At 41.8% G+C, this 21,611-nt stretch carries 23 protein-coding genes; 6 read left to right on the top strand and 17 right to left on the bottom strand.

Going from position 1 to position 21,611, the window contains the following annotated elements; genetic code table 11:
- Nucleotides 1-7 precede the first annotated feature (7 nt).
- From ACYUCY_RS04650 to ACYUCY_RS04635, 4 genes are all read right to left on the bottom strand, one after another.
- Nucleotides 8-1,531 carry a GNAT family N-acetyltransferase gene (locus tag ACYUCY_RS04650; RefSeq protein ID WP_460225297.1) on the bottom strand — a complete coding sequence of 508 codons (1,524 nt, stop codon included), beginning with the start codon at nucleotides 1,529-1,531 and terminating at the stop codon, nucleotides 8-10.
- Between the two features lie 112 nt (nucleotides 1,532-1,643).
- The gene (locus tag ACYUCY_RS04645) at nucleotides 1,644-3,359 is read right to left on the bottom strand and encodes an ABC transporter ATP-binding protein (protein ID WP_460225296.1); all 1,716 of its coding nucleotides are present in this window, start codon (nucleotides 3,357-3,359) and stop codon (nucleotides 1,644-1,646) included.
- A 54-nt stretch (nucleotides 3,360-3,413) separates the two neighbouring features.
- Nucleotides 3,414-4,667: a hypothetical protein gene (locus ACYUCY_RS04640; protein WP_460225295.1), complete on the bottom strand. Its 1,254-nt coding sequence runs from the start codon at nucleotides 4,665-4,667 to the stop codon at nucleotides 3,414-3,416.
- A gap of 72 nt (nucleotides 4,668-4,739) precedes the next feature.
- Nucleotides 4,740-6,356 carry a GNAT family N-acetyltransferase gene (locus tag ACYUCY_RS04635; protein ID WP_460225294.1) on the bottom strand — a complete coding sequence of 539 codons (1,617 nt, stop codon included), beginning with the start codon at nucleotides 6,354-6,356 and terminating at the stop codon, nucleotides 4,740-4,742.
- A 367-nt stretch (nucleotides 6,357-6,723) separates the two neighbouring features.
- Between ACYUCY_RS04635 and ACYUCY_RS04630 the strand changes: the two genes are divergently transcribed.
- The 6 genes from ACYUCY_RS04630 to ACYUCY_RS04605 all read left to right on the top strand — a co-directional run bounded on the left by ACYUCY_RS04630 (nucleotide 6,724) and on the right by ACYUCY_RS04605 (nucleotide 14,295).
- A complete protein-coding gene (locus tag ACYUCY_RS04630) occupies nucleotides 6,724-8,631 on the top strand; it encodes an outer membrane protein assembly factor BamB family protein (protein ID WP_460225293.1) in 1,908 nt (635 codons plus the stop codon).
- A gap of 508 nt (nucleotides 8,632-9,139) precedes the next feature.
- Nucleotides 9,140-9,370, top strand: coding sequence for a hypothetical protein (locus ACYUCY_RS04625; protein ID WP_460225292.1), 231 nt, complete (start codon nucleotides 9,140-9,142; stop codon nucleotides 9,368-9,370).
- A 232-nt stretch (nucleotides 9,371-9,602) separates the two neighbouring features.
- Nucleotides 9,603-11,258 carry a DUF4331 domain-containing protein gene (locus ACYUCY_RS04620; RefSeq protein ID WP_460225291.1) on the top strand — a complete coding sequence of 552 codons (1,656 nt, stop codon included), beginning with the start codon at nucleotides 9,603-9,605 and terminating at the stop codon, nucleotides 11,256-11,258.
- Between the two features lie 19 nt (nucleotides 11,259-11,277).
- Nucleotides 11,278-11,802 (top strand): Ig domain-containing protein, encoded by a 525-nt coding sequence (locus ACYUCY_RS04615; RefSeq protein WP_460225290.1) that lies wholly within the window; start codon nucleotides 11,278-11,280, stop codon nucleotides 11,800-11,802.
- Between the two features lie 244 nt (nucleotides 11,803-12,046).
- Complete coding sequence (gene pepF, locus ACYUCY_RS04610; protein WP_460225289.1) at nucleotides 12,047-13,912, top strand: oligoendopeptidase F; 1,866 nt, start codon at nucleotides 12,047-12,049, stop codon at nucleotides 13,910-13,912.
- 41 nt (nucleotides 13,913-13,953) lie between these two features.
- Nucleotides 13,954-14,295, top strand: coding sequence for a hypothetical protein (locus tag ACYUCY_RS04605; RefSeq protein WP_460225288.1), 342 nt, complete (start codon nucleotides 13,954-13,956; stop codon nucleotides 14,293-14,295).
- A gap of 293 nt (nucleotides 14,296-14,588) precedes the next feature.
- On the opposite strand, the gene ACYUCY_RS04600 is transcribed toward ACYUCY_RS04605, so the two are convergent.
- The 13 genes from ACYUCY_RS04600 to ACYUCY_RS04540 form a co-directional block, all read right to left on the bottom strand.
- Complete coding sequence (locus ACYUCY_RS04600) at nucleotides 14,589-14,990, bottom strand: DUF1801 domain-containing protein (protein ID WP_460225287.1); 402 nt, start codon at nucleotides 14,988-14,990, stop codon at nucleotides 14,589-14,591.
- A gap of 9 nt (nucleotides 14,991-14,999) precedes the next feature.
- Nucleotides 15,000-15,245: a DUF7220 family protein gene (locus tag ACYUCY_RS04595; protein ID WP_460225286.1), complete on the bottom strand. Its 246-nt coding sequence runs from the start codon at nucleotides 15,243-15,245 to the stop codon at nucleotides 15,000-15,002.
- A 35-nt stretch (nucleotides 15,246-15,280) separates the two neighbouring features.
- Entirely contained in the window at nucleotides 15,281-15,655 is a 375-nt protein-coding gene (locus ACYUCY_RS04590; protein ID WP_460225285.1) for a VOC family protein, read from the bottom strand.
- 47 nt (nucleotides 15,656-15,702) lie between these two features.
- The gene (locus ACYUCY_RS04585) at nucleotides 15,703-16,011 is read right to left on the bottom strand and encodes a DUF1330 domain-containing protein (protein WP_460225284.1); all 309 of its coding nucleotides are present in this window, start codon (nucleotides 16,009-16,011) and stop codon (nucleotides 15,703-15,705) included.
- Between the two features lie 201 nt (nucleotides 16,012-16,212).
- Entirely contained in the window at nucleotides 16,213-16,695 is a 483-nt protein-coding gene (locus ACYUCY_RS04580) for a GNAT family N-acetyltransferase (protein ID WP_460225283.1), read from the bottom strand.
- A complete protein-coding gene (locus ACYUCY_RS04575; RefSeq protein WP_460225282.1) occupies nucleotides 16,688-17,065 on the bottom strand; it encodes a VOC family protein in 378 nt (125 codons plus the stop codon). The genes ACYUCY_RS04580 and ACYUCY_RS04575 overlap by 8 nt, the downstream gene beginning before the upstream one ends.
- A gap of 43 nt (nucleotides 17,066-17,108) precedes the next feature.
- Complete coding sequence (locus ACYUCY_RS04570; protein ID WP_460225281.1) at nucleotides 17,109-17,351, bottom strand: GlsB/YeaQ/YmgE family stress response membrane protein; 243 nt, start codon at nucleotides 17,349-17,351, stop codon at nucleotides 17,109-17,111.
- Nucleotides 17,352-17,419: 68 nt separating this feature from the next.
- Nucleotides 17,420-17,971 (bottom strand): hypothetical protein, encoded by a 552-nt coding sequence (locus ACYUCY_RS04565; RefSeq protein WP_460225280.1) that lies wholly within the window; start codon nucleotides 17,969-17,971, stop codon nucleotides 17,420-17,422.
- Nucleotides 17,972-18,107: 136 nt separating this feature from the next.
- Nucleotides 18,108-18,896, bottom strand: coding sequence for a peptidoglycan-binding protein (locus tag ACYUCY_RS04560; RefSeq protein WP_460225279.1), 789 nt, complete (start codon nucleotides 18,894-18,896; stop codon nucleotides 18,108-18,110).
- 50 nt (nucleotides 18,897-18,946) lie between these two features.
- Entirely contained in the window at nucleotides 18,947-19,507 is a 561-nt protein-coding gene (locus ACYUCY_RS04555) for a retropepsin-like aspartic protease family protein (RefSeq protein WP_460225278.1), read from the bottom strand.
- 187 nt (nucleotides 19,508-19,694) lie between these two features.
- Complete coding sequence (locus ACYUCY_RS04550; RefSeq protein WP_460225277.1) at nucleotides 19,695-20,174, bottom strand: GNAT family N-acetyltransferase; 480 nt, start codon at nucleotides 20,172-20,174, stop codon at nucleotides 19,695-19,697.
- 39 nt (nucleotides 20,175-20,213) lie between these two features.
- Nucleotides 20,214-20,603, bottom strand: coding sequence for a hypothetical protein (locus ACYUCY_RS04545; protein ID WP_460225276.1), 390 nt, complete (start codon nucleotides 20,601-20,603; stop codon nucleotides 20,214-20,216).
- Nucleotides 20,604-20,668: 65 nt separating this feature from the next.
- Nucleotides 20,669-21,580: a methylenetetrahydrofolate reductase gene (locus tag ACYUCY_RS04540; protein ID WP_460225275.1), complete on the bottom strand. Its 912-nt coding sequence runs from the start codon at nucleotides 21,578-21,580 to the stop codon at nucleotides 20,669-20,671.
- Nucleotides 21,581-21,611: the final 31 nt, after the last annotated feature.

The raw sequence follows: 21,611 nt of genomic DNA, 5'->3' as shown, positions 1-21,611 counted from the left end.
ATTTTGATTATTTCTTTAACAGCACATCATACAGATCGGTACGCCGATCCTTTAGGTTTCTAACAGTGCCCTCACTGTGTAAGACTTTTAATTTATCAAGATCCAAATCAGAGAACAGGAGCATCTCGGTATTGGGGGTCGCTTCCGAAAGAATTGCATCGTGAGGAAAGGCGAAATCAGATGGCGAAAGAACCGCTGACTGACTGTATTGCACATCTAAACTTTCCACTTTGGGTAAATTGCCAACGCTTCCGGCAATGACAACATAGCATTCATTTTCAATCGCTCTCGCTTGAGCACAATGTCTAACCCGTAAATAACTATTTTTTGTATCTGTCCAAAACGGGACAAACAAAATATCGACACCTTGTTCAGACAATATTCTCGACAGCTCAGGAAATTCAACATCGTAACAAATTAGAATACCGACGCGACCCGCGTCCGTCTCAAATAAGGTAATTTTGTCTCCACCCTGCATTACCCAATCATTTTTCTCATGGGGCGTGATATGCACTTTACGCTGCTCATCAATTTTTCCACTACGATGGCATAGATAGGAGACGTTATAAATTTTTCCCTCACTTTTTAAGGGCATCGATCCAGTAATGATATTGGCATTATATTCGATAGCCATTCTCGACATATCGTCTCGCAGTTGTTCGGTATATTCAGCGAGATTTCTTATTGCTTCTGTTTGCGTGGACGGATTTGTCAATCCCATCAATGGCGCATTAAAAAATTCGGGGAAAACAATAAAGTCACTTTGATAATCTGAAACGGTATCGACGAAGAATTCTATTTGCTCTAACATTTCTTCATAAGAACCAACCGAGCGCATTTGCCATTGCACTGCGCCCACTCGAACGTTGGATTTTGGCGTTTCCAATACCGTATCCATTGGCTCATAAAGAATATTGCTCCACTCTAATAATGTGGCGAAGCCTACTGACTCTTCATCTTCCGGCAAATATTTTTTCAATAGACGTTTAACTTGGAAATCATTCGATAATTGAAAACTTAAAATTGGATCGTAAAGCTCTTTCCTATCAACTTTTTCAATATATTCATTAGGCTTCATTTCGCTCATGTGGTTGTGATAATTCGGTATACGACCACCAGCAAGAATCGCCTGAAAATTATATTGCCTACATAATTCTTTTCGCGCTTCATACAAACGTCGGCCCAATCTCAAGCCACGATGATCTTTTCGGATGACGACATCTAATCCATAAAGTGCATCACCATTAGGATCACTAAAAACATTGTCATTACTGTCGACTAAATCATCGTAAGTATGGGGATTGGAAAAACGTTTGTAGTCGACTTGTACACTTAACGCAATTCCTACCAGCTCATCGCTATCAAGAATTCCTATTTGCCCTTCGGGGAATTCATTAATGAGTCGCTCAATAGTATGGCTAGGCCATGCCCCACCAAGGTCCGAATAAGCCTCATCCATCAAAGTTTTTATTTGAGGATATTGATTCATGGTGAGATTACAAAGTTCTAAGCGTGTCTCTTCTAAGGACATAAATTTTCCGAAAATAACATGAGTGGGTTTACGGAGCCAAAACTGCGGTTCACTGATTGTAATAACTACACCAAGAGCGAGCTACAACACACTAACTAACAAATGCAATAGACTAAGGCAGGATACTGCCTGACTCAAACCAAATAAGAGTATTACAGCGCGAAGCGACATCTTTCTCATGGCTTGAGAGAATGATTGTTTTGTTTTCTAAGGCTAATAAATTATCTAGAATTTCCAACCGATTTTTCTCATCCAATCCAGAAAAACTCTCGTCATAAATAAGAATATCGGGATTGTGATAAAGCGAGCGCGCGATACCAATCCGTTGTCGCTGACCGCCACTTAAGCTCGCGCCATTTTCGCCAACCACAGTTTCATAGCCCAGTGGTAATTCATCGTTCACAAACTGATGGATGTTGGCTATTTTGCTGACTTCAATAACGCGTTCTTTATCAATCAATGCCTTCTGCTGACCAAAAGCAATATTGCTCGCAATCGTATCGTCAACCAAGTAGATCTGCTGAGGCAAAAAACCAATACGATCTCTCCAGGTATCAATATTATCTTCATCGCGCGATTCGCCACCTATCAGAATCTTACCCTTAGTAGGCATAATTAAACCGGCCAATAAATTAATGAGAGTGGACTTACCCGATCCCGAATGACCAAACAAGCAAACTGAACTACCCAGCTTAATTGTCATGTCGATATTGCGTAGCTGATCAGCGTCAGCACCAGGATAACGATAACTGACATCTTTTATCCTAAGCTCTCCGTCAACGCTAAGCATTGTAATTTGTCGCCTTCTCTCCGCTTTGCTTTGCCCATAAGATTCAACAATGCGTAAGACATCTGCACTGTGATGAATCTCCGCAACGCTAGCGAACACAGCCTTCAAGGCGGGCGCCAAGCGATAAATTGCTAATCCATACAGCGCGATAAAAGAAAGCGAATAGCTACCATCATCACCGGATAAAATAAAAACCAAAGCAATAGCGACCAGACCCGCAAAAAGAACCGTTTCCAAAATAAAACTGGGCAAGGTACTGAGCAAATTAAATCGAACATTGAGATGCGTCATACGCATTCCCGGTTCTGAAAACTTATCCGCGAAATATGTTTCAGCACGGCGAGTTTTAATTTCTTTTACGCCCTCAATCGATTCTTTAATAGCTGAAAATATTTTTGAACTCAAGCTCGTGAGCTGTCTGCCATGTGATTCAATCGCATGGCGCAAGCCCACAAATACAGAGAGATATAATAGGAGTAATCCAAGCAGGGTGATCAAGGTTGTCTGCCAGCTAACAAGCACTAAAATTAAAGCAATGGCCAAGGTTAACGCTAAATTACTAAACAGAACGATAAAAGTGCCGAGAATGCCGCCAACAACACGATCCACCTGTTCGAGGATGACGTTACTCAGCTCACCGGAGTGATGGCCTAAAAAAAACTCGTAAGGCTGTTTTAACACACGTTCTAGCATTTGTTTCTTGAGCCGGAATCCCAAGCGATTAACGTAACGAAAAGATAACCAGTTTTCGAACGCTAAAAATCCGTTGCCGATACTAAGAACAAGTACCCCTAAAATACCAAAAGTCGTTAAGAATTGCGTAAAAGATGTAAAACCAAAGGCTTGATAGAGCGTCTGGAGAATTTCATTGCTTTCGATTAATTCAGGATTCGACAGCAACATAATAAAAGGCATAATGGATAGAACCGATACTATTTGCAAAATCGCCGCGATCGCGGCCAGTAGCAATATCAACACTAAACCACGTCGCTCTTTGCTACTAAGAAGCTTTATTGCACCCAATACAGTTTTCTTCATAAAACGTTCTTCATTATAGTCCTATTTTTTTACTGAAAATTTTTCTCGCTTCAATCAAGATACATTGCGATCGCTATAGTCTTTACCGTATTGCTGAGAAAAACTAACCTGCTTACATTGGATCCAACAACAAGTCTTCCCTTCATACTCGAAATTTCGAATGACCTCCGATTGCGTATCATCAACATTGAATACAGTTAAGGAGGCAATGCCCTCACAACCATGTTGTTTCCATAAACGTTCAATCACTTTATTTTCGTTTTGGTCTCGTACATCCTTAACGACAAAGCGAATTTCCAATCCGACCGCGGTACGGATAATTATCGGGGCACTCATCGCGAATTCCACCGCTAGCGCACTATTTTCCTTTAACTTAATAAGCACCGAGCTAGGGCTAAAGGTATCTTCAACAATTGCGCCCCACTTGCGCTTAAAATGAAAAGTGCCGTCACTTAACAGACTCCGAGTCCCAGTAAAATCAACGGCGTCCATTCCAATTTTACAAGCGTATTCAATGCCAAAATAATAAAGGGCGCTAATCACACCTTCGGGCAATTTTTTATTGGATACAGGAGTCGTCAACCCCAACGGAAGCTCAGGTAGAGATCCCATCCAAAGAAAATATAAGATGTCGTTTTCGGGATAGATAACGCCTGCGGCCAAAACATTGCCTTGATAATGTACTCGCAACAGCTTTCCTTGCTTTACCCGCTTCAGTATCGCCTTTCTATCAGCGACGATGGCACTTTCACCATGAGTACCATGCACGAAAGGCGTATACATTTTCTCGTAAAAATAATCGATTGCCGCATCGTCATTAACCAAATCATAAGTGTAATCATATTTTCGAATCATCCGCATATCATAGGCACGGGCTGTTTTTCGAAATTTGGCGACAACGTCGGATAACTCACCCTCCGTATCAACCAACATATTGACCCAATCGGGGATTTCAATATATTCATTTTTTGTATTAAAGCAGTAGTGGTATGGCCAACCAATATCCACCACCATAACATCGCTGTTAGCGTAGACTCTTCTAGCATGCGTTCGAAAGGTCAACAATGTTGAATCTATTTGATCAATAATTTCCGGACTATCTAATAATTGTCGCTTTAAATACTCGAGATTTTGCTTTCGCCCAACGTATACAATCTCAACATATTTATCACTCTTCTTTATTCTTCCCCTGATTTTGAGAACAGCACAGCGAAACGAAAACAACGCCGAGAATGCCAATGGCAAATGCTGCCCATATAGAGATACGAAGTGAATAATCGAGCGAATCTTGTTAATTATTCGTTTCATAAATCTTTATATTTTTTGTTGAAGGTAATGATAACGCTAAGCCCGCAATGAGCATCCCTATTTAATACTACATCAATGAATAAAAATTGATCTTAATTTATCTCTTATTGATTTTTTTAAATTTACTTTTACATCAATGCCATCTACTTCATTTTTGATTTTAAGCGCCGAGCTACTCTTTCTATGTTCCAAAAAATAAACTGAGCTAATGTCTTCTTTCATTAAGTCTTTTATGGCAGATAACAGCAAGGCATCTCCGATCGTTGCTTGGGAACGAACATCCTCAAGGGATATTAAACTATAATATCTTTTATTCTCCACATAGCCCAACTGGCTTGCAACAAGCTCCCCATCATTAAAATATACATACCAGCGACATTTTCCATCATTCATCAACAGCTCAACAAGATACTGGTAAAAAAGGTAATGCGCGGAACTCTGGTTAATTATTTCAGTTCCATTATTATTTTTCTCTTCCATTTGGCTCAAGGTTTCGATCGCCTCCTTACAATCCTCCGAATTAGAATAAGACACAAATTCGTAGTTTGAACCCAACTCCACCACCTTAGCTTGAGCTTCTTTGTTAACGAAGGATTTTTCGACAAAGCGTAAGTAGTGAGCACCAAAGTGCAGAACTCTTGATTCACCATGATCTTGCACAACTTTGTATCTATTTGCAGGAAGACTCTTACCGAATTCAGCCCCCAAAATAGACGATGCCTGTTTTTTAAACTCCAAGTTATCCCAAGTATTGCCGAGGTCATTGTCAACTAAATAAGCAAGTACTGCTGATATACAAAATTGTTCATTATCACCAAACAATAATTGGGGCACCGCAGCTAGTACTGAGGCACCAAGAACAGATATTTTTTGTCTTAGAGATTCGTGATCACGATCATATTCTCTCATTAATGGTGCAATACCTATGACCTGATCATCACGGCGGATCACGATGACAAATAAATCACGCCAAGTACCAAAATATTTCCACCACAGTAAAATATAATCGAGAGAACTTATCAGCCCTTCTGCATTACTTTCTTTTTGCAGTCTTCCCCAGTCAGTCCGTAGTGCTTCCAGTCTATTTGCATCCGTTACAAGATTGATAATTATCCCAGCTTGGTATTCCCAACCGCTACTAGGCAAAGAATATTTTTTCGGGATTCGACCCGACAAACCAACTTCCCAACGCAAAATAAAATAGTCGGTCATATTATTTGATTTTTTTTCGTTTAAATCAGATTGACGTGTTTTTAATGTTGCTTCAAATTGTCGTTGGATTATGGGAAGGCGCAACCATTTATTCTTTGCTTCTTCCACTGCGTGCGCCTCCATCGCCAGCCGGGGAGCGAAGGTCAGCCAGATATAAGTAAGCTTAAAAATCATCAACCGCAAATATTTTTCATAACCCGGTAGCAAACCAAATTCCTTAATGTACAAGACCTCTTCTTGCTTATTGTAATAAATACTTTTCGAATCAATGTAGGCAAATACATATCCAACCATCGTCTTATCATCATATACAGCAAAGCTATGATTACAATTAAATACCGCGTCTGCATTTGATAAGATTTCTTCTATCTCCGCAAGCGATTCGGTCAGCTCAGCCGGAAATAAAATTGCTTGCAAGCTATGAATACGCTTTGCGTCTCTGGCAGAAATTGGAGAAAAATAAATTTTATTAGGCACAGCTTCATCTCGTTAATGATTATTTTTATACATCAAATCAACTTTTAATATAGGTGTTACTTTTCGCGAAATATCGCCCTCTTGGCTACCTATTACAACAAGATTATAAGTGATTTATAGTTTTTATCTATTCGCAACTATCTGCTGAATTTATAGGCCGTACTTTAAACGACTTATTACTTAAATAGAAACGATAAGACTGGTATCCTTCTATAAAAATTAATTTCGAAAATGCATACGCTAAAGATCTGGGGAATCATTTTTCAGCTATTTGCGATTTCGCATCACCGGGATAAATATGGTCAACTTTGACGGCACGAATAACAAATTTAATTTTCAAAATAATATTTTATACAGAGGTGCAACCATGATTAGTTTTCAAAACCCGGATCAGCTTAAGCATTTATCCAAACTCAGGAGGACTATGGGATTGGTCGTCATGCTAAGTAGTATGTTTCTTGCCTCTAAAGTTACCTTCGCACAAAACAATACTCATCCGGGCCAAGCTATTTACGATAACACTTGTGCTGCTTGTCATAATAACCCCGAGGCGACCAAATCTCCCGCATTATCAACCTTAAAAAGTATGCGCTCAGAAACACTCCTCTACGCTATCGATAAAGGAAAAATGCAAACTCAAGCCAGCACACTGTCCGCACAAGAAAAGGCTGTCTTAGTAGATTTTTTGGCGGGCAACGACGACTCCACTGATCAAGACTGGGTTTCCAGCATGATGTGTGGCACTGATCATAAAGCAATTGATTTGAGCACTCCAACCGTCAGTACATTTGGATTTAACCTTAGCAATCATCGCCAGCTAAATAGTACAGAAGCCGGATTAACTACGGCTGATCTTGGCGAGCTAGAGTTAGCCTGGGCAATCGGTTTTCCTAAAGCAACGACAATGCGCTCGCAAGCAGCAGTCGTTGGCTCAACATTATTTTTGCCCGTAGCAGAAGCTAATGCCGTCTATGCTTTCGATGTCTCCGGTTCACCTTGCCTTCGCTGGATTTATCAATCTGCTGTGCCAATGCGCACTAGCGCCGCTTTTGGTGTGCTAGCCGATGGCCGTAAGGTTATAGCAACGGCCGATGTTGCATCGACGGTTCATCTAATCGACGCAAAAAGCGGCGAGAAAATTTGGACTCAACAGGTTGCAATTAATCCCCTATCTATCACAACCGGCACGCCGGTTGTTTTGAAAGACAAAGTCATTGTGCCAATCTCACAATACGAAATAACCGTCGCTGGTAGCAGCGAACATCAATGTTGCACTAGCCACGGCGCGGTTACTGCGCTCAATTCGCTAAGCGGAGAAAAAATCTGGACTATGCACACCATGGAAGATGCAAAGCCACAGCGAGATCGAGGTGATGGAGTCATGTTGCTAGGGCCTTCCGGCGCACCAATCTGGAACTCTCCTGCGGTTGATGAAGAACGAGGGTTAATATTTGTCGGTACTGGGGAATCAACCTCCGAGCCCGCCCACAAAAATACCGATGCCATTATCGCTATAGACCTAAATGACGGCTCCATCCGATGGAGTTTTCAAGCGACGGCGAACGATATATTTGTTATGGGTTGTGGCCGATCAGGCGGACTTAATTGCCCAAAACCCGAAGATACCGTAATGCGTGATGTCGATTTTGGAGCGTCGATGATTTTAGGGGAACGCAGCGACGGCAGCAGAATCTTATTAGCGGGGCAAAAATCCGGAACCGTTTGGGCTCTAAACCCAGACAGTGGTGAACTTATCTGGCGACAAGACTTTGGTGTTGGATCACCTTTGGGTGGCATTCACTGGGGCATCGCTTACGACGGCAAACACGTTTACGCGCCGATTAACCGTCCCGCCGGATTCGGTAGCGGCCCAACCGAGCAAAAACCCGGTATTCATGCGGTTAACGTTGATGATGGAACAGTCGCGTGGACGTTTGCGGCTGAACCCGATTGCGACGAGGGCAGGAAACAAACCGCTCCTGCTTGTAGCAGCAACTACGGTCTGTCTGGAGCGCCGACGGTCATAGATGGCGCCGTTGTGAGTGGCTCGCTCGATGGCCTACTTCGTGTATTCGATAGCACAACGGGGGAGGTTTTATATAAGTTTGATACCGCCAAAAAATTCAAAACACTTAATGGCGTAGAGGCTAATGGAGGTGCTATTGATAATGCCTCCATCGTGGCGACAAATGGTTTGTTGTTTGTAAATTCCGGATACGGCATGTTCGGTCAAGCGCCAGGTAATGTATTGCTGGCTTTTAAGCCAAAGCAATGAAAGTGAGTAGATCGAGAATTTGATCGTCAAATCACGACGCAGACTCAAATCGAATCTTGGGAGCGGCCCTGCATAGGGCCAGTCCCATCTTGCTCGAAAACATTTCGCTTTAGAGCCTTACTATCGTTTACATTCTCGTGCTTTTTAGTGAAAAATATACACCCGATTTTTTTCATTAAAACCAAGTCTAAAATATTTTTTGCCTGCATCTATTTCAATAATTCATCCGTAATAAACTAACAATGACGGATACCTGCGACGACTTTATCTTTCGTAGCATGCTGGTGAAAACGCGATCTAACTCATTATTTTCTGTCGTTTGACTTTATATCAATATTATTAACTACCACCCGTGATGTCGTTGACTGGCGTTAAGTGATTCCTGGTCTAATATTCTATAAATATATAAAACAAAAGATACGAAACATAAGTGCTGTTATTGAATCGTCAACATGGACATTGATCACAGCAACAAATGTGGGCATCACTAAACGACATGAGCCACCCTATGATTCTAAGCGACGACGAAAAACATGCCTTAGCTTCAGAATTCGTATTGGGGACATTACGGGGCAAGGCGCGTATTCGATTTAAAAAATTACTCAAGAACGACGCTAGGCTACAAAGTGCTGTTAGGTATTGGGAAGAGCACCTCACTTCACTTTGTGAAGTTTTACCGAACCATGAGCCAAAAGAAGATTTGTGGCGAAAAATTAAATCCCAGATTAATCAGCGTTGAAATCCAGAAGGCGACACCACTCCGCACCATTCATCAAAAAACACAGCCAAAGTAATCTAAATATAGTTGACACTCGTATATACCTCTAAGCTCGAAATCTGCGGATTTTTCTTCCGACTTAAAAACCCAAATCATTCTATAGAAAAGGTATTTTTTTTGCATTTCACTGCATCCAGATAGTCGCGACCGGCGTTTTAACGCTAGGTTCATTACTTTTTATCTGGAGACAATAATGCAACGAAGAAAAGATTCATCTAAATTCACATCCGTGTTGCTCGGCGCCGCTTGTGGCATGTTGATAGCAAACACGGCTTTTGCTTCAAGTCACAGGGAAGCACCCGCAATCACCAAGTACCCCCAAGTTGACGGTACTGACTTTTACATGTTTAACAGCTATGAAGCGGGTCGCGATGGTTACGTTACTTTTATCGCGAATTACAATCCGATTCATGCAGCTTACGGCGGACCGAATTACTTCCCATTGGATCCGAACGGTCTCTACGAAATACACATTGATAACAATGGTGATGCAGTTGAGGATCTTACCTTAGCCCTACGCCCATCTAATTCTATTTCCGTTCCTAAACTTGATATCGACGGCGTTAGTAATAGCTCGGTACTAAAAAATATCATGCCGATTTCGGCCGGAAGCGAGCCCGGTCTCGCCCACGTACAAAATTTTACAGTTGATTTGGTGTCGGGAGATCGTCGCACAGGAACTCGCGCCGCTGTAACGGCAGCAACTGGCGGCGCAACAGCTTTCCGTATTCCTTTCGACTACTCCGGTCAAAAAACATTTGGCGGTCCCGGTGGTTACAAAACCTATGCCGATAGTTTTATCACTGATATCGACCTACCGAACTGCGCTATGCCGGGAAAAGTATTTGTTGGTCAACGCTATGAAGCGTTCAAATTAGCTTTGGGTGAAGTGTTTGATTTAGTTAACTTCGCACCGGTTGATGCCAATGTTGAATTGACGGCCTTAGGTGCTGGCGTTTTTTTCCCAGGTATTACGCAGGATCCCGCTCGCAACTCGCTCATAGAAAACAACGTTACGACCATCGCATTTGAAATTCATAAAAGCTGTTTAGGTGTAACTGACACAAATACAGTATTGGGCGCTTGGACAACGGCAAGTTTGCGACAAGCCACTTTGCTAAATCCTGACCCTACGGTGGTTCGACCGGAAGCAGCAGGTGGCGCTTGGACTCAAGTTTCACGACTCTCCTCACCCTTAGTAAATGAGTTGGTCATTGGCTATGATTTGAAAGATTCTTTCAACAGCAGTGAACCAAAAGATGACGGCACTTCTGCCTTTGCCGCTTATGTTACCAACCCAGTTTTACCTCGCATCCTCGACATCCTCTTCAAAGATACCGTGAATGGTGTATTGGGCAGCTTAAGCCCTCCGGTTGGACCGCTTCCAGACTTGGCGCCGTCTAACTATCCGCGAACAGATTTGCTGAGAGCATTCTTAACTGGTTTTGCTGGTGTTAATGCGAATGGCTCGACAGCAGAAATGTTGCGATTAAACACAGCGATACCTGCTGTTGTTCGTGAAAACCAAAGCACCTTTGGTGTTGCCGGTGGCGATGCTGCGGGTTTCCCGAATGGTCGTCGTCCTGGCGATGATGTTGTCGATATCGCCTTGCGCGTTGTGATGGGTGCATTGTGTTACCCCGTGCCAATCGATCTAGATGCTTCCGGTACAGCGGGAGATGCTGGTGATACCCCAGGGGGATGCGTACCTAGCGATGCACCAGTGGGCTTCGTTCCCTTTACCGATGGCGTGCCATTATCGGCGACGGAATTAGACAACACCTTCCCTTACTTATTAACGCCTTATCCTGGATCTCCTTTTGGCGCTCCAGAACCAACAGCTAACTAAAACAAGGGAGTTATAGTGTATGAATTTACGACTAATTAAAGCGTCTCCTTTACTGTTGGCTGCCGCTTTACTGAGCGCTTGTGGTGGCAGTAGTGGCGGAAATAACGATGCGCGAGTCAATGTTGCCCCGACAATCGGGAACATTCAGGATCAAATGATTCAAGCGAATTCGCCATCGGCACCCATTAGCTTGGCGCTCAATGACGACACCCCAACTCGAGGACTCAGCTTGACGGCTGTCGCAGACGACTCTGGCCTAATCGGTAATTTTATTTTTGGATCGGGCGGCGGTAGAACCTTGAGCTTGGATCCCGTTGACGGTCAGCTAGGAACCAGCAACATCACTGTCACTGTCACCGATGCCGACGGCGCCAGTGCACAAACTAGCTTCCAAGTCATTGTGATCGAGGAAATGGCAGCGGTTAGCAACTTGGTGCCGTTAATATTTGCCGACAATCCCAACGCAAATCCTCGGGATCTCAATACGAGAATCCTTGTTCAGGATTCAGATAACACGGACTTTTTCCAAAGCTTAAATCTCTAAGCCAAGCATCACTCAATTTACCGCGGGAGTTTAACTCCCGCGGTTTTTTCATTCCTATCTATCGCACTTTTTTAACTATCTTTACTTGAAGGCCGGATTCCATTTCAGCACAATAGGCCAAACTATCTCATCGACCTACTCTACCTGAGATACTCAAGTGGATTAGCTCTGCGAACACCGAAACATCTACTAAATCTTCCTTCCCTTCATTTTAAAAAACAGCGCGACGGAGAACTCAACGACAATGAAATATAAAAGCCTGATTGCGATTTGCTACCTGATATTCGCCTTACCTACTTCTGTCTTTTCCCAAGACTCCTCTCAAGCAGAAACGGTGCGCTACGAATGGGATTTAAGCGACCTTTATGAAACCGCAGCCGACTGGGAACAAGCTTTTCAGAGTGCCAGCGAACGCATTGAGAATTTCTCAAGCCTACAGGGAACGCTAGGTAAAAATGCGAAGTCGATGAATCAAGCGTTAAGCGAAGTTTCAAATACCTATAAAGAAATTGGACGGATTTATATTTACACCAGCTTATCCCGGGACGAAGATCAACGCGATGCTGAAGCACAAGCGCAATTTGGCAAAGCAAGGCAGTTGTTTGCAGATTACGGCCAAGCCAGTGCCTGGATAAGCCCCGAAATTTTGTCCGTCGGCGAGAAAAAAGTTAAACGTTTTTTAAAGAAAGAATCAGAATTAGAAAAGTTCCGCTTTATGCTGGAGAGCATATTGCGCCAAGCTCCTCATACTTTGGATGCAGAAACTGAAGCACTGCTCGCACAAGCGGGATTAATTTTATCTTCACCTGAACAGATTTATGAAAACTTTGCTAACGCAGATATTCCATGGCCGAGCGTCACCTTAAGTGATGGCAGCGAAGCGCTACTCGACCAAGCAGGTTATACCCGCTGGCGCGGGACCAATAATCGTGCGGACCGAAAGTTAGTTTTTGATACCTTCTGGGCCGCATGGGAACAATACGCCGATGGCATGGGTGCAACTCTTGCCGCAGAAGTACAATCTAATGTTTTTTCGGCACGAGCACGAAACCATGAAAGTGTTCTGGCCAAAAATCTATTTGACGATGGTTTGCCATCTGAAATCTACACTCAGCTCGTCACACAAGTAAACGATGCCTTACCGGTCTTCCATCGCTATTTAAAATTACGCGGGACAATGTTGGGGGTAAATGATCTTCGTTACTACGATATATATCCACCTATAATCGATGTCAACACCGGCGTATTTGATCTGCCGCGCTCCAAGGAAATCACTTTTGAGGCATTAAAACCTTTTGGAGAAACTTATCTCGACTTGCTCGAGCAAGGGCTTTCTCAAAAATGGATGCACAGCCATCCACAACCTGGTAAGACCTCCGGCGCATATATGAACGGTTTCGCTTACGACGTTCATCCCTATGTCCTGTTAAATCACAATGACGATTACAATTCGCTCTCTACTTTCGCGCACGAGTGGGGTCATGCCGTTCACTCTTTATTATCTAATGCGAATAATCCTTGGGAGACCGCTGATTACTCGACGTTTATTGCGGAAATGGCTTCAACAATTAACGAAATTTTGCTCGAAGAATATATGATTGCTAACGCCAAAACCGATCAAGAAAAATTGTTTTATTTAGGTAATGCATTAGAAAGTTTGCGTGGCACTCTATTTCGTCAAACCATGTTCGCGGAATTTGAATTAGCCATTCATGAAACTGCCGAAAAGGGCGAACCACTTACTGGGCCGAAGCTGTCTGAAATTTATGGCGACCTACTAAAACGCTATCACGGACATGATCAAGGCGTATTAACTATTGATGATGCCTACACTGTAGAGTGGGCTTACATCCCCCACTTCTATCGCGATTTTTATGTCTTCCAATATGCGACATCGATCACCGGAGCTGCCTGGTTTGCCGAGCAATTTTTGGCGGGCGATAAAGAAGTACGCGATGCTTTTATCGATGTACTGAGCGCGGGCGGCTCTGACTTCCCTCACAATATACTGTTAAATGAGGCCGGCTTGGATATGACTAAGGCTGAAGCCTATGAACCTGTGATGAGAAGAATGGCTTCGTTGATGGATAGGATTGAAGCGCTTTTGTAGTTGGAACTGGAACCTTGCCAATCTACATTTCGGATCATCATGTGAATGCTAATAAAACATTGGTTACGATAAAAATAATTCACACGGTGGTCTGGGTATTTTTTGTAAGTTGTATCTTGGCAATTCCATTTTTTAGTTACGCAAATAATTTTTTTGTATCACTAATATTGATTTCTCTAGTCGCTATTGAAGCATTTGTTATCATCTTTAATCGCTGGAGCTGTCCACTAACCAATATCGCCGCTAAGTATACGGAGGAACGAGCAGATAATTTCGATATTTATTTACCGCTTTGGCTCGCCAAATATAACAAAGCAATATTTGGAAGTTTGTTTGTTCTAGCCACCGTTTATACCTTGGTTCGCTGGTTTTCGATGCCATAAAAAATTGAAGGAAAAGTTTGCTCTGCCATCATCTCGTGCCCTACTTTAGCTGATAGTTTTATCATTGCGATTTCTAATTTATTAGAAAATTTTGTAAAATTATAATCCTCTTAGAATATTAAAAAAATGTCCTATGACAAGCAATTACCAAGGGGATTTTGAAAGCTTTGAATCCAAAGCCACACAGGCGCCAAAATTAGCTAGCATAGAGTTAAAATTTAGAAGCTTAAATGTGGGCGCTGAATCATAATCTGAAATCGTTTTATGAAATAAGCCAATAAAGGCTTAGCTGGTTAAGCTTGTCTGCAAGAATATTTACGTTTCATCTCAACTACTGAGCTTTTAATTATTTTTCTCAGTATCTTTTCGTCAACATCAGAAAGCTTGTTGATATACAGGCAACATTTGGCAATTCTATGCTTACCAAGTTTTTCTAGCTGATTCTTATACTTTGAAAAACCCGGCATGATATAAATCGATATATAACTCTGGCGCGGAGAGAACCCGGTAACGATGCCGTCGCCCTCTCTGCCACTGTCGTAAACATAATGATACAAACCAAACCCAATGATCTTGCCATGAAGAACGGCTTTATAGCCAGATTCCTCTTCCATTAGTTTGACGAGTTTCTTGGAATCTATCTTTTTTTGTTCACCTTTAATGCTATCTAGATACTCTTTGATATTCTTTTTCATTATTAATACCTACGAGAGAATTTTTACTTTAAGTTGTTTAATGTGAATAAAGTTAAACAAACGTCGTACACTATAATTTTTCATGAATGCTATTAAGGTAATAAATATAGAAATAATAAAGGCTTTATCAAGCGATACCTCTATTCCAAATAAAGGGTACACCAAGAACTGAATTAACACATTCAGCATATATCCCGCGACGACACTCGTCGCACTTTCAAGCACACTCATCTTATGACTTTGTCCTGCGTCCACTGCCAACACCTCTAAATTTCAGTTATTTTAACCTTTTACTTCTTTTCTTCCATCAGACCAATAAGATTACCATCCGGATCTTTAAGAAAGCCTATCCATAGCTCATGGTCTGGCATTTTTGCGGCAAGCTGAGGCTCTCGCTCTACATTCGCACCAGCTTTAACGGCGGCAGTATAGAAAACTTCCAGATCTCCTACTTTAAAATAAGGAATCGAGTTTTTACCCACCTCACCCGAGCCTTGCGGTGTGCTTAACATGACTCGCGTTGCACCGCATTGTAAGAAGGCTAAGTTTTCTGCGGGAGAAAATAAAAAATCCAGGCCCAGAATATCTTGGTAAAACCTTAGTGCCGCAGGAACATCGCTAACCGTGATGGCAAGCTGACCTATTTCAGTAATTTTATTTGGCATCTTATACGTTTTCCTTTTTCGAACTAGCAATAGGCGATATTTAAGTTCTAACGCCCAGCAGAATATAAAGCACTGCAGCTACCGCACACCAAATGCAAGAACCCTATCTTCTTCGGAGTACTACCGCGTCCACTAGCTACTCGTTCCAGAACCGTTAATTTCTTATTGGTCGGCATAAAAAAGCGACCCTCCACAAATCTTATGAGAACTAGGTTTGCATCTGATGCGTTGTCGCGGTATTGCGCAAGATCTTGGTACGCTTCTGAGTCGTACCATAATTTGGCGTCAGTTTCAGAAGGAAATTCTATCAATACCGTTCGCGTGTAAGGCCAATGGCCTTCTAACTCCGTTGGCAACTCATCTACTGATTATAATTTACCACTATATTTTGAAAATATTTCCGCAAAGCCGAGCTCATGCTGTTTGTAAATATCCCTATCTTTAATGACAAGTTGGGCAACTATGTAAACAGACATTGAAGACCCCTCGAAAGAACATCGTCAAAATTTATCGATGATGAAATTCAACTAGATAAGAATCATAGCCACGCATCGATCCTATAGATCAAGCCGTAAAACAATCATATCAATGCAGCGAATGCCGTTTTCATAAATTGGAGGGTGATAGCTAAGAAAATAATTCGGCGAAACCGAAATAATTCGAAACCCGCATCGCTGATAAAACTCTAGCTGGCCGAGGCTAGAATTTCCGGTGCCCACCGTGAACGCTTGTGCGCCCAATTCCTTCACTCGGGTTTTTATTTTTTCTATAAGGGAGCGACCAATGCCTTTGCCTTGAAATTCGGGCTTGACGGCAATATTTTTGATTTCAAACTCATCGTTTTGATTACTTAAAACGACTAGACCTACTTTCTCACTCTTAAGATAAGCAACAAAAATTTCCGCATCCTGTAGATAAGTCGACACTTGCTTTTCATCTGGATCCGCCAGCAAAAGCAGAGCCATCAGCTCATCGTTCGGTTTATCTAGATAGGGTTTTATTTCCATGGAAGCGTGTGATTTTGATAGAGGTTTATACACCCACCTTCCATGGTGGGTTCTTTCTGTTGTCGCCTGCATGATAAATACAAATTTGATTTCCGGCAGGATCTAGCAGCCTAGCTTCAGACCACAACCATTCTTCATCCCTGGGTGGAGACTTAAAAACAATTCCTTCGCCGAGAAGTCGCTTATGGGTCTCGGCGAGGTCATCAACTTCAAAATAAATTACGATGTTGGACGGAGCTGAGGGGCTATCGATTTTATCGATTGAAAAAGTCGAGTCTCCCTCAATGCTTTCAAATCTTGCATAAGAATCTGTCAAAACAATGGGTTTAAAGCCCATTGTTCTATAGAAAGTAACAGATTCCTCAATATTTATTGCAGGTATGGTAACTTGATTAAGATTCACTAGGGCTTATTCCTTCTACAAATCTACCCACAGTTTATTCGTTTTATACTTTTTTAATAATACGAACGATTGACAATAAAATTACTGCACCGGCAGTCGCGGTCACTATGGAACCGATGAGACCTCCAGCGTGAATACCCAATAAGCCAAAGACAAAACCGCCAAAAACTGCACCGATAATGCCGACAACAATATTGCCAATCAGACCGAATCCGCCACTCTTAATAATCTTTCCGGCCAACCAACCCGCTACCGCACCGATTGCCAAATATATGATTAACCCCATTAATCCCATTTTTCACCTCTTTGGTTTTGCCAATCCGAAATGGATCACATCCTCGTTCTGAGTTATTTTTATTGTTGATATGCGCTTCTCATAGAATTTGCTAGGCCCTCAATATCGCCACTGAGTTGCATCGCCCATGAATCTTCATAGGGTAAAAAGCTAACAATTTCCATGCTGGTTGCAGCTACATCATCTGCTCCAACTGTTATTCGTGTAAGCACATGACGCTGTTCGCCTTCTGCAATAGTACCAAGCACTTCGAGCTTACCAAATGAAAGTTTGGTGTCTCCCATTTGCGCCGCTACTAGATTCATAAAGCTACTGAAAAACTGTTTGGGTTCTGAGTTTTTAACATCAGTAATTGACGCCGAGGCTCCAAAGGTCATGTCCAACAACTGTCTCTGCCCCGATTCTGATTCAACTTCGAATACTGGCACCAACATCTCTTTAAAACGCTTTAAGGCATCTGGATGCATAAACTCTACCGTGGCTGGCAGCCCTTCATCTTGCAAGGCTTCAAAATACTGTTTTGCAAGAATTTCTGGTGAATTGCTTTGCGAATAAGCTTGAGCTGTAAACATCATTATGGTCAATACGAATATCAATTTTATAAACTTCATTCCAGACTACCTCATGGTTTTAATTAAATTATTTTTGCTGAACTCTATAGGCTTGCTTTGTTAAGCTGCATATCACCAGATACTTCCTTCCAACAAACTAAGATTATTTGTGTTGTTCTAAAATTTATTAGCGACCTTAGGCGCGAAGCTGTTTCCAGGTTTTACGCCCAACAATGCCGTCCGCTTTAAGCCCATTTTTGAATTGAAATAAAGTAACCGCAAACTCGGTAGCCGCACCAAAATCACTATCAATAGATATTGCAAAGCCCTTTTTCGACAGCAAGTCCTGTAGCTCTTCAACTGCATCACCAAATGAGCCGCGACGCAATACGGTAGTTGCTCCTCCTTCTTTGAGTGCAATTCGAATTGCCTCAATTCTAGCTAACTCCTCTTTGGCTTTTTGAAGGTATTTACGTCTATCTTCCAAGCCATTACGCCCGCCATTGACGAGTTTTGTTACTTTAATTAAATCATCACGGTCGGCAGCAGTATTTATTTTTCGACTCTTCCAATACTCACAAGCGATGATCAATGAAGTCACCGGTTCTGCCGCAAGGTCCGGCTTCTCTTCCAAAGGCAACTTTAAAATTTTACCGATTTTTTTATAATTCGCTCGTCCTGTTAGCTGGATTAGGCCGCGCCCCTTATAGCGCTTTCCATCACCGCGTTCGGTATTCCCTAAATCTTTTCGGCCTTCGTAAGCAGCACCAGAAGCAAATTCTTGTGTCGTGCGAAAACCAGCACATTCATGAGTTACCTGGCCCATAAAGTGGGCGATACGCAATCGAGAATTAATTTTATATTTCGCCAAGGTAGCCGAAAATACTCCGGACAATTCCCCCACTATTCTTAACTGGGCTTCAGCTCTAGCACCGGAAAAACGTGGCGCAACAGCGAGTATAAAATCTCCATCTACGGGTATCATGTGTTTTGCCTTTTTAGTTCACGACGCTTAAATTTTCTGGTAGCACGCTGTCAATCTGACGCCGCCAGAAAAAGCTTACCGTCAGATTGGCGAATATCTAGATGTTTCAGAAACGACATACCCAGTAAAATTTCATCGCCATCCATTCCTGGTGTTATTGTCGCATCAATATTACTGAGTTCAATGTGGCCAATAGCAACGGTGTCTAATGTTGTATCAAATCCATAGCCCATACCATTGGCGGTATGAAAATTAGTCCGCCGCCCTTCCTTAAGCCGCAAATAATTTGCAACGGATTGAGGAATCGCGATGTCCGTGGCTCCAGTGTCATAAAAAAATTTAACGGGAACTTGGTTAATTGTTCCGATAAAGACAAAATGCCCTCTCTCATTACCATCGATTAGGGTAACTTGTGCGCCCTCATTATTCATCTGGATTTTCGGCGTCTGCGCATCAAGTGTTGGACCTTGGACGTTTGCCAAAGGATAAAGGAGCGCACCTAAAAACATAAAAAATAAAAGAAATAGAACACCATATTTTTTAATTGGACGCATCATTTTCTGATGAAATAACTGATTTTTCTTTTTTTCTAAATCAACAATCTTTGACATATTTATTTGCTTTCATCATCCCAGAACTATTTATATTATTTATTTTTTCATTACTATCGCAAGGTATCAACACACTCCATCCAACTCGGCCATAAAACTCGTGAGATAGTCAAAGCGAGGCATAACTATCGCCAAGATTTCGATAAATGAATACGGCTTCATTCATTTAAGACACAAATGGTAACTATCAAAAATAGCTCGGTATATTTATAGGATCTTCCAGGTCTTCTGCTAACTTCTTTAGCATGCAAATCGATCCTTGTTTTTGAACAAGCTCAAAACCGAGCTTCTCGTAAAACTCATGCCCAATGTCGGCATGTAAATATATGCCTTTAGCGCCACTGTTTTTGAGTTTTTCACACAAAATCTTTAGCAAGTTAGAGGCATAACCTTTATTACGAGAGCTTGGGCGAGTGGCGACAGAGCCAAGACCTAAATAACCTTGATCAAGACCAAATTGAGCTTCGTAGATAATCGCAGCGGAACAAATGACATTTTCATCAAGCAAAACAACCCATTGGCCTTCGCTATATTTTTTGCTATTTCTACACGCCGAGAGATATTCTTCGATTGATTTTCCATCACCCCAGGTTTTATAGGCCAACATATATACTTGATCCAATTCGCTTGAATTGGCAGCTCTCACTTCCTGGTTATCACTCAACATTATGCCAGTCTACATAGAAAGGATATTTGGATTTACTTACTACCAAACATATTGCTCAGGTAAGACATCAGTAGTACGACGATGTTTTGTTTTCGATCCATTTTCATCGATTAAAATCATTTCGTCATTTACAAAAATGATAGTTCCATTTCTACTCAAGGTTTTTCCATTCGCAGAGAATACCATCTGAATAGCCCCATCATCCGACATCTCCCATGTTCCATCAAGCGAACGAAGATTACCAATCTCGCCTTTCTTCAGCATTAGCTTCACTATTCCATCTGAAGAAAATCTAATTATGTTTGATGATGGAGAATATTCCTCCCACCAACCAACCAATCCTTCAGATTCAACTACTTGTACTTCTTCCGCAGTAGTAACTTGCCAGACAATTAACAAGGTAAAAAGAAATAAGATCGCTCTTCGCATTGTTGGCTCCTTAATAGTTTTAGTATTTTTTACGTATGCAACTTACAAGGACAAAAATATCCTAATCACACATTATCACCCACTCTTTTCAGCAATTCGATTGAAGCTTCAACTTCGACCTTTCTTACCGCGACACTTTCGATATTACAGCCAATTGGAATGCCTTTTCCGTCTGCAAACTCTTTTAATTCCCTCCAGCTTTGCTCCGAGAAATTAATTGACTGTTCGAGAATATCGGCAGAATGCAGTAACTCATTTTCCAGCCAGCGCGGGATACTAATCCCCAACCACTTCATAAACTGTAAAGTTTTGAGTGACCCGCAAGGCGTCAAAGTAAATATAATAGGTGCTAAGGGAATATCATTTTCAATCCCATAATAACAGTAATCGGACAAGAAGTTTTTCGATGCATTAACGTCGTAAACACCTTGAGAAACAAAAAACGAACACCCCTGATTGATTTTATTAAAGACTCTGAGGTGCTCATCATATTTCAACATATGTCTTTCTGGGATAGTAACACCGCCTAGGATAATATCGTCATTGATTTTGGCCTTTAGCTGGTACGCTTCTCCCATCGACATAGTGACATCTTGTGATTTTGAAGAGGCACCAACAAAAACACTGAGATCATTATTTACTTTAAGATCACTAAGAAAATTACTCAATCCGGACTTAGAATATTTTCCCACCGATCGGTAGATAACTTTTGGTACTTTTAAATCTGACAAAAATTTTCGTGCATATAGAGACGAATCTAAAGTTTCCATAAAAGGAAATGGTCGTTCTTCCTTCGTCCTCGATGTCTCATCTTGAATGTCATATAGAATCAAACCATCAATATCTAAACCTTCCAATCTTTGAATTTGCCGCGCCGCAATATCCTTGATCTTTTCATCATCGGTCCCCTTTTTAGGGGGAACAATTCCATATAATACAATTCCACTTTCTTTATTTTTTATTTTCTCTAGTAACATCACCGCACTCAAATGTTCTCAAAATCTGCTG

The sequence above is a fragment of the Aurantivibrio infirmus genome (assembly GCF_054767315.1).
This window is presented reverse-complemented; position numbering and strand designations above follow the sequence as displayed.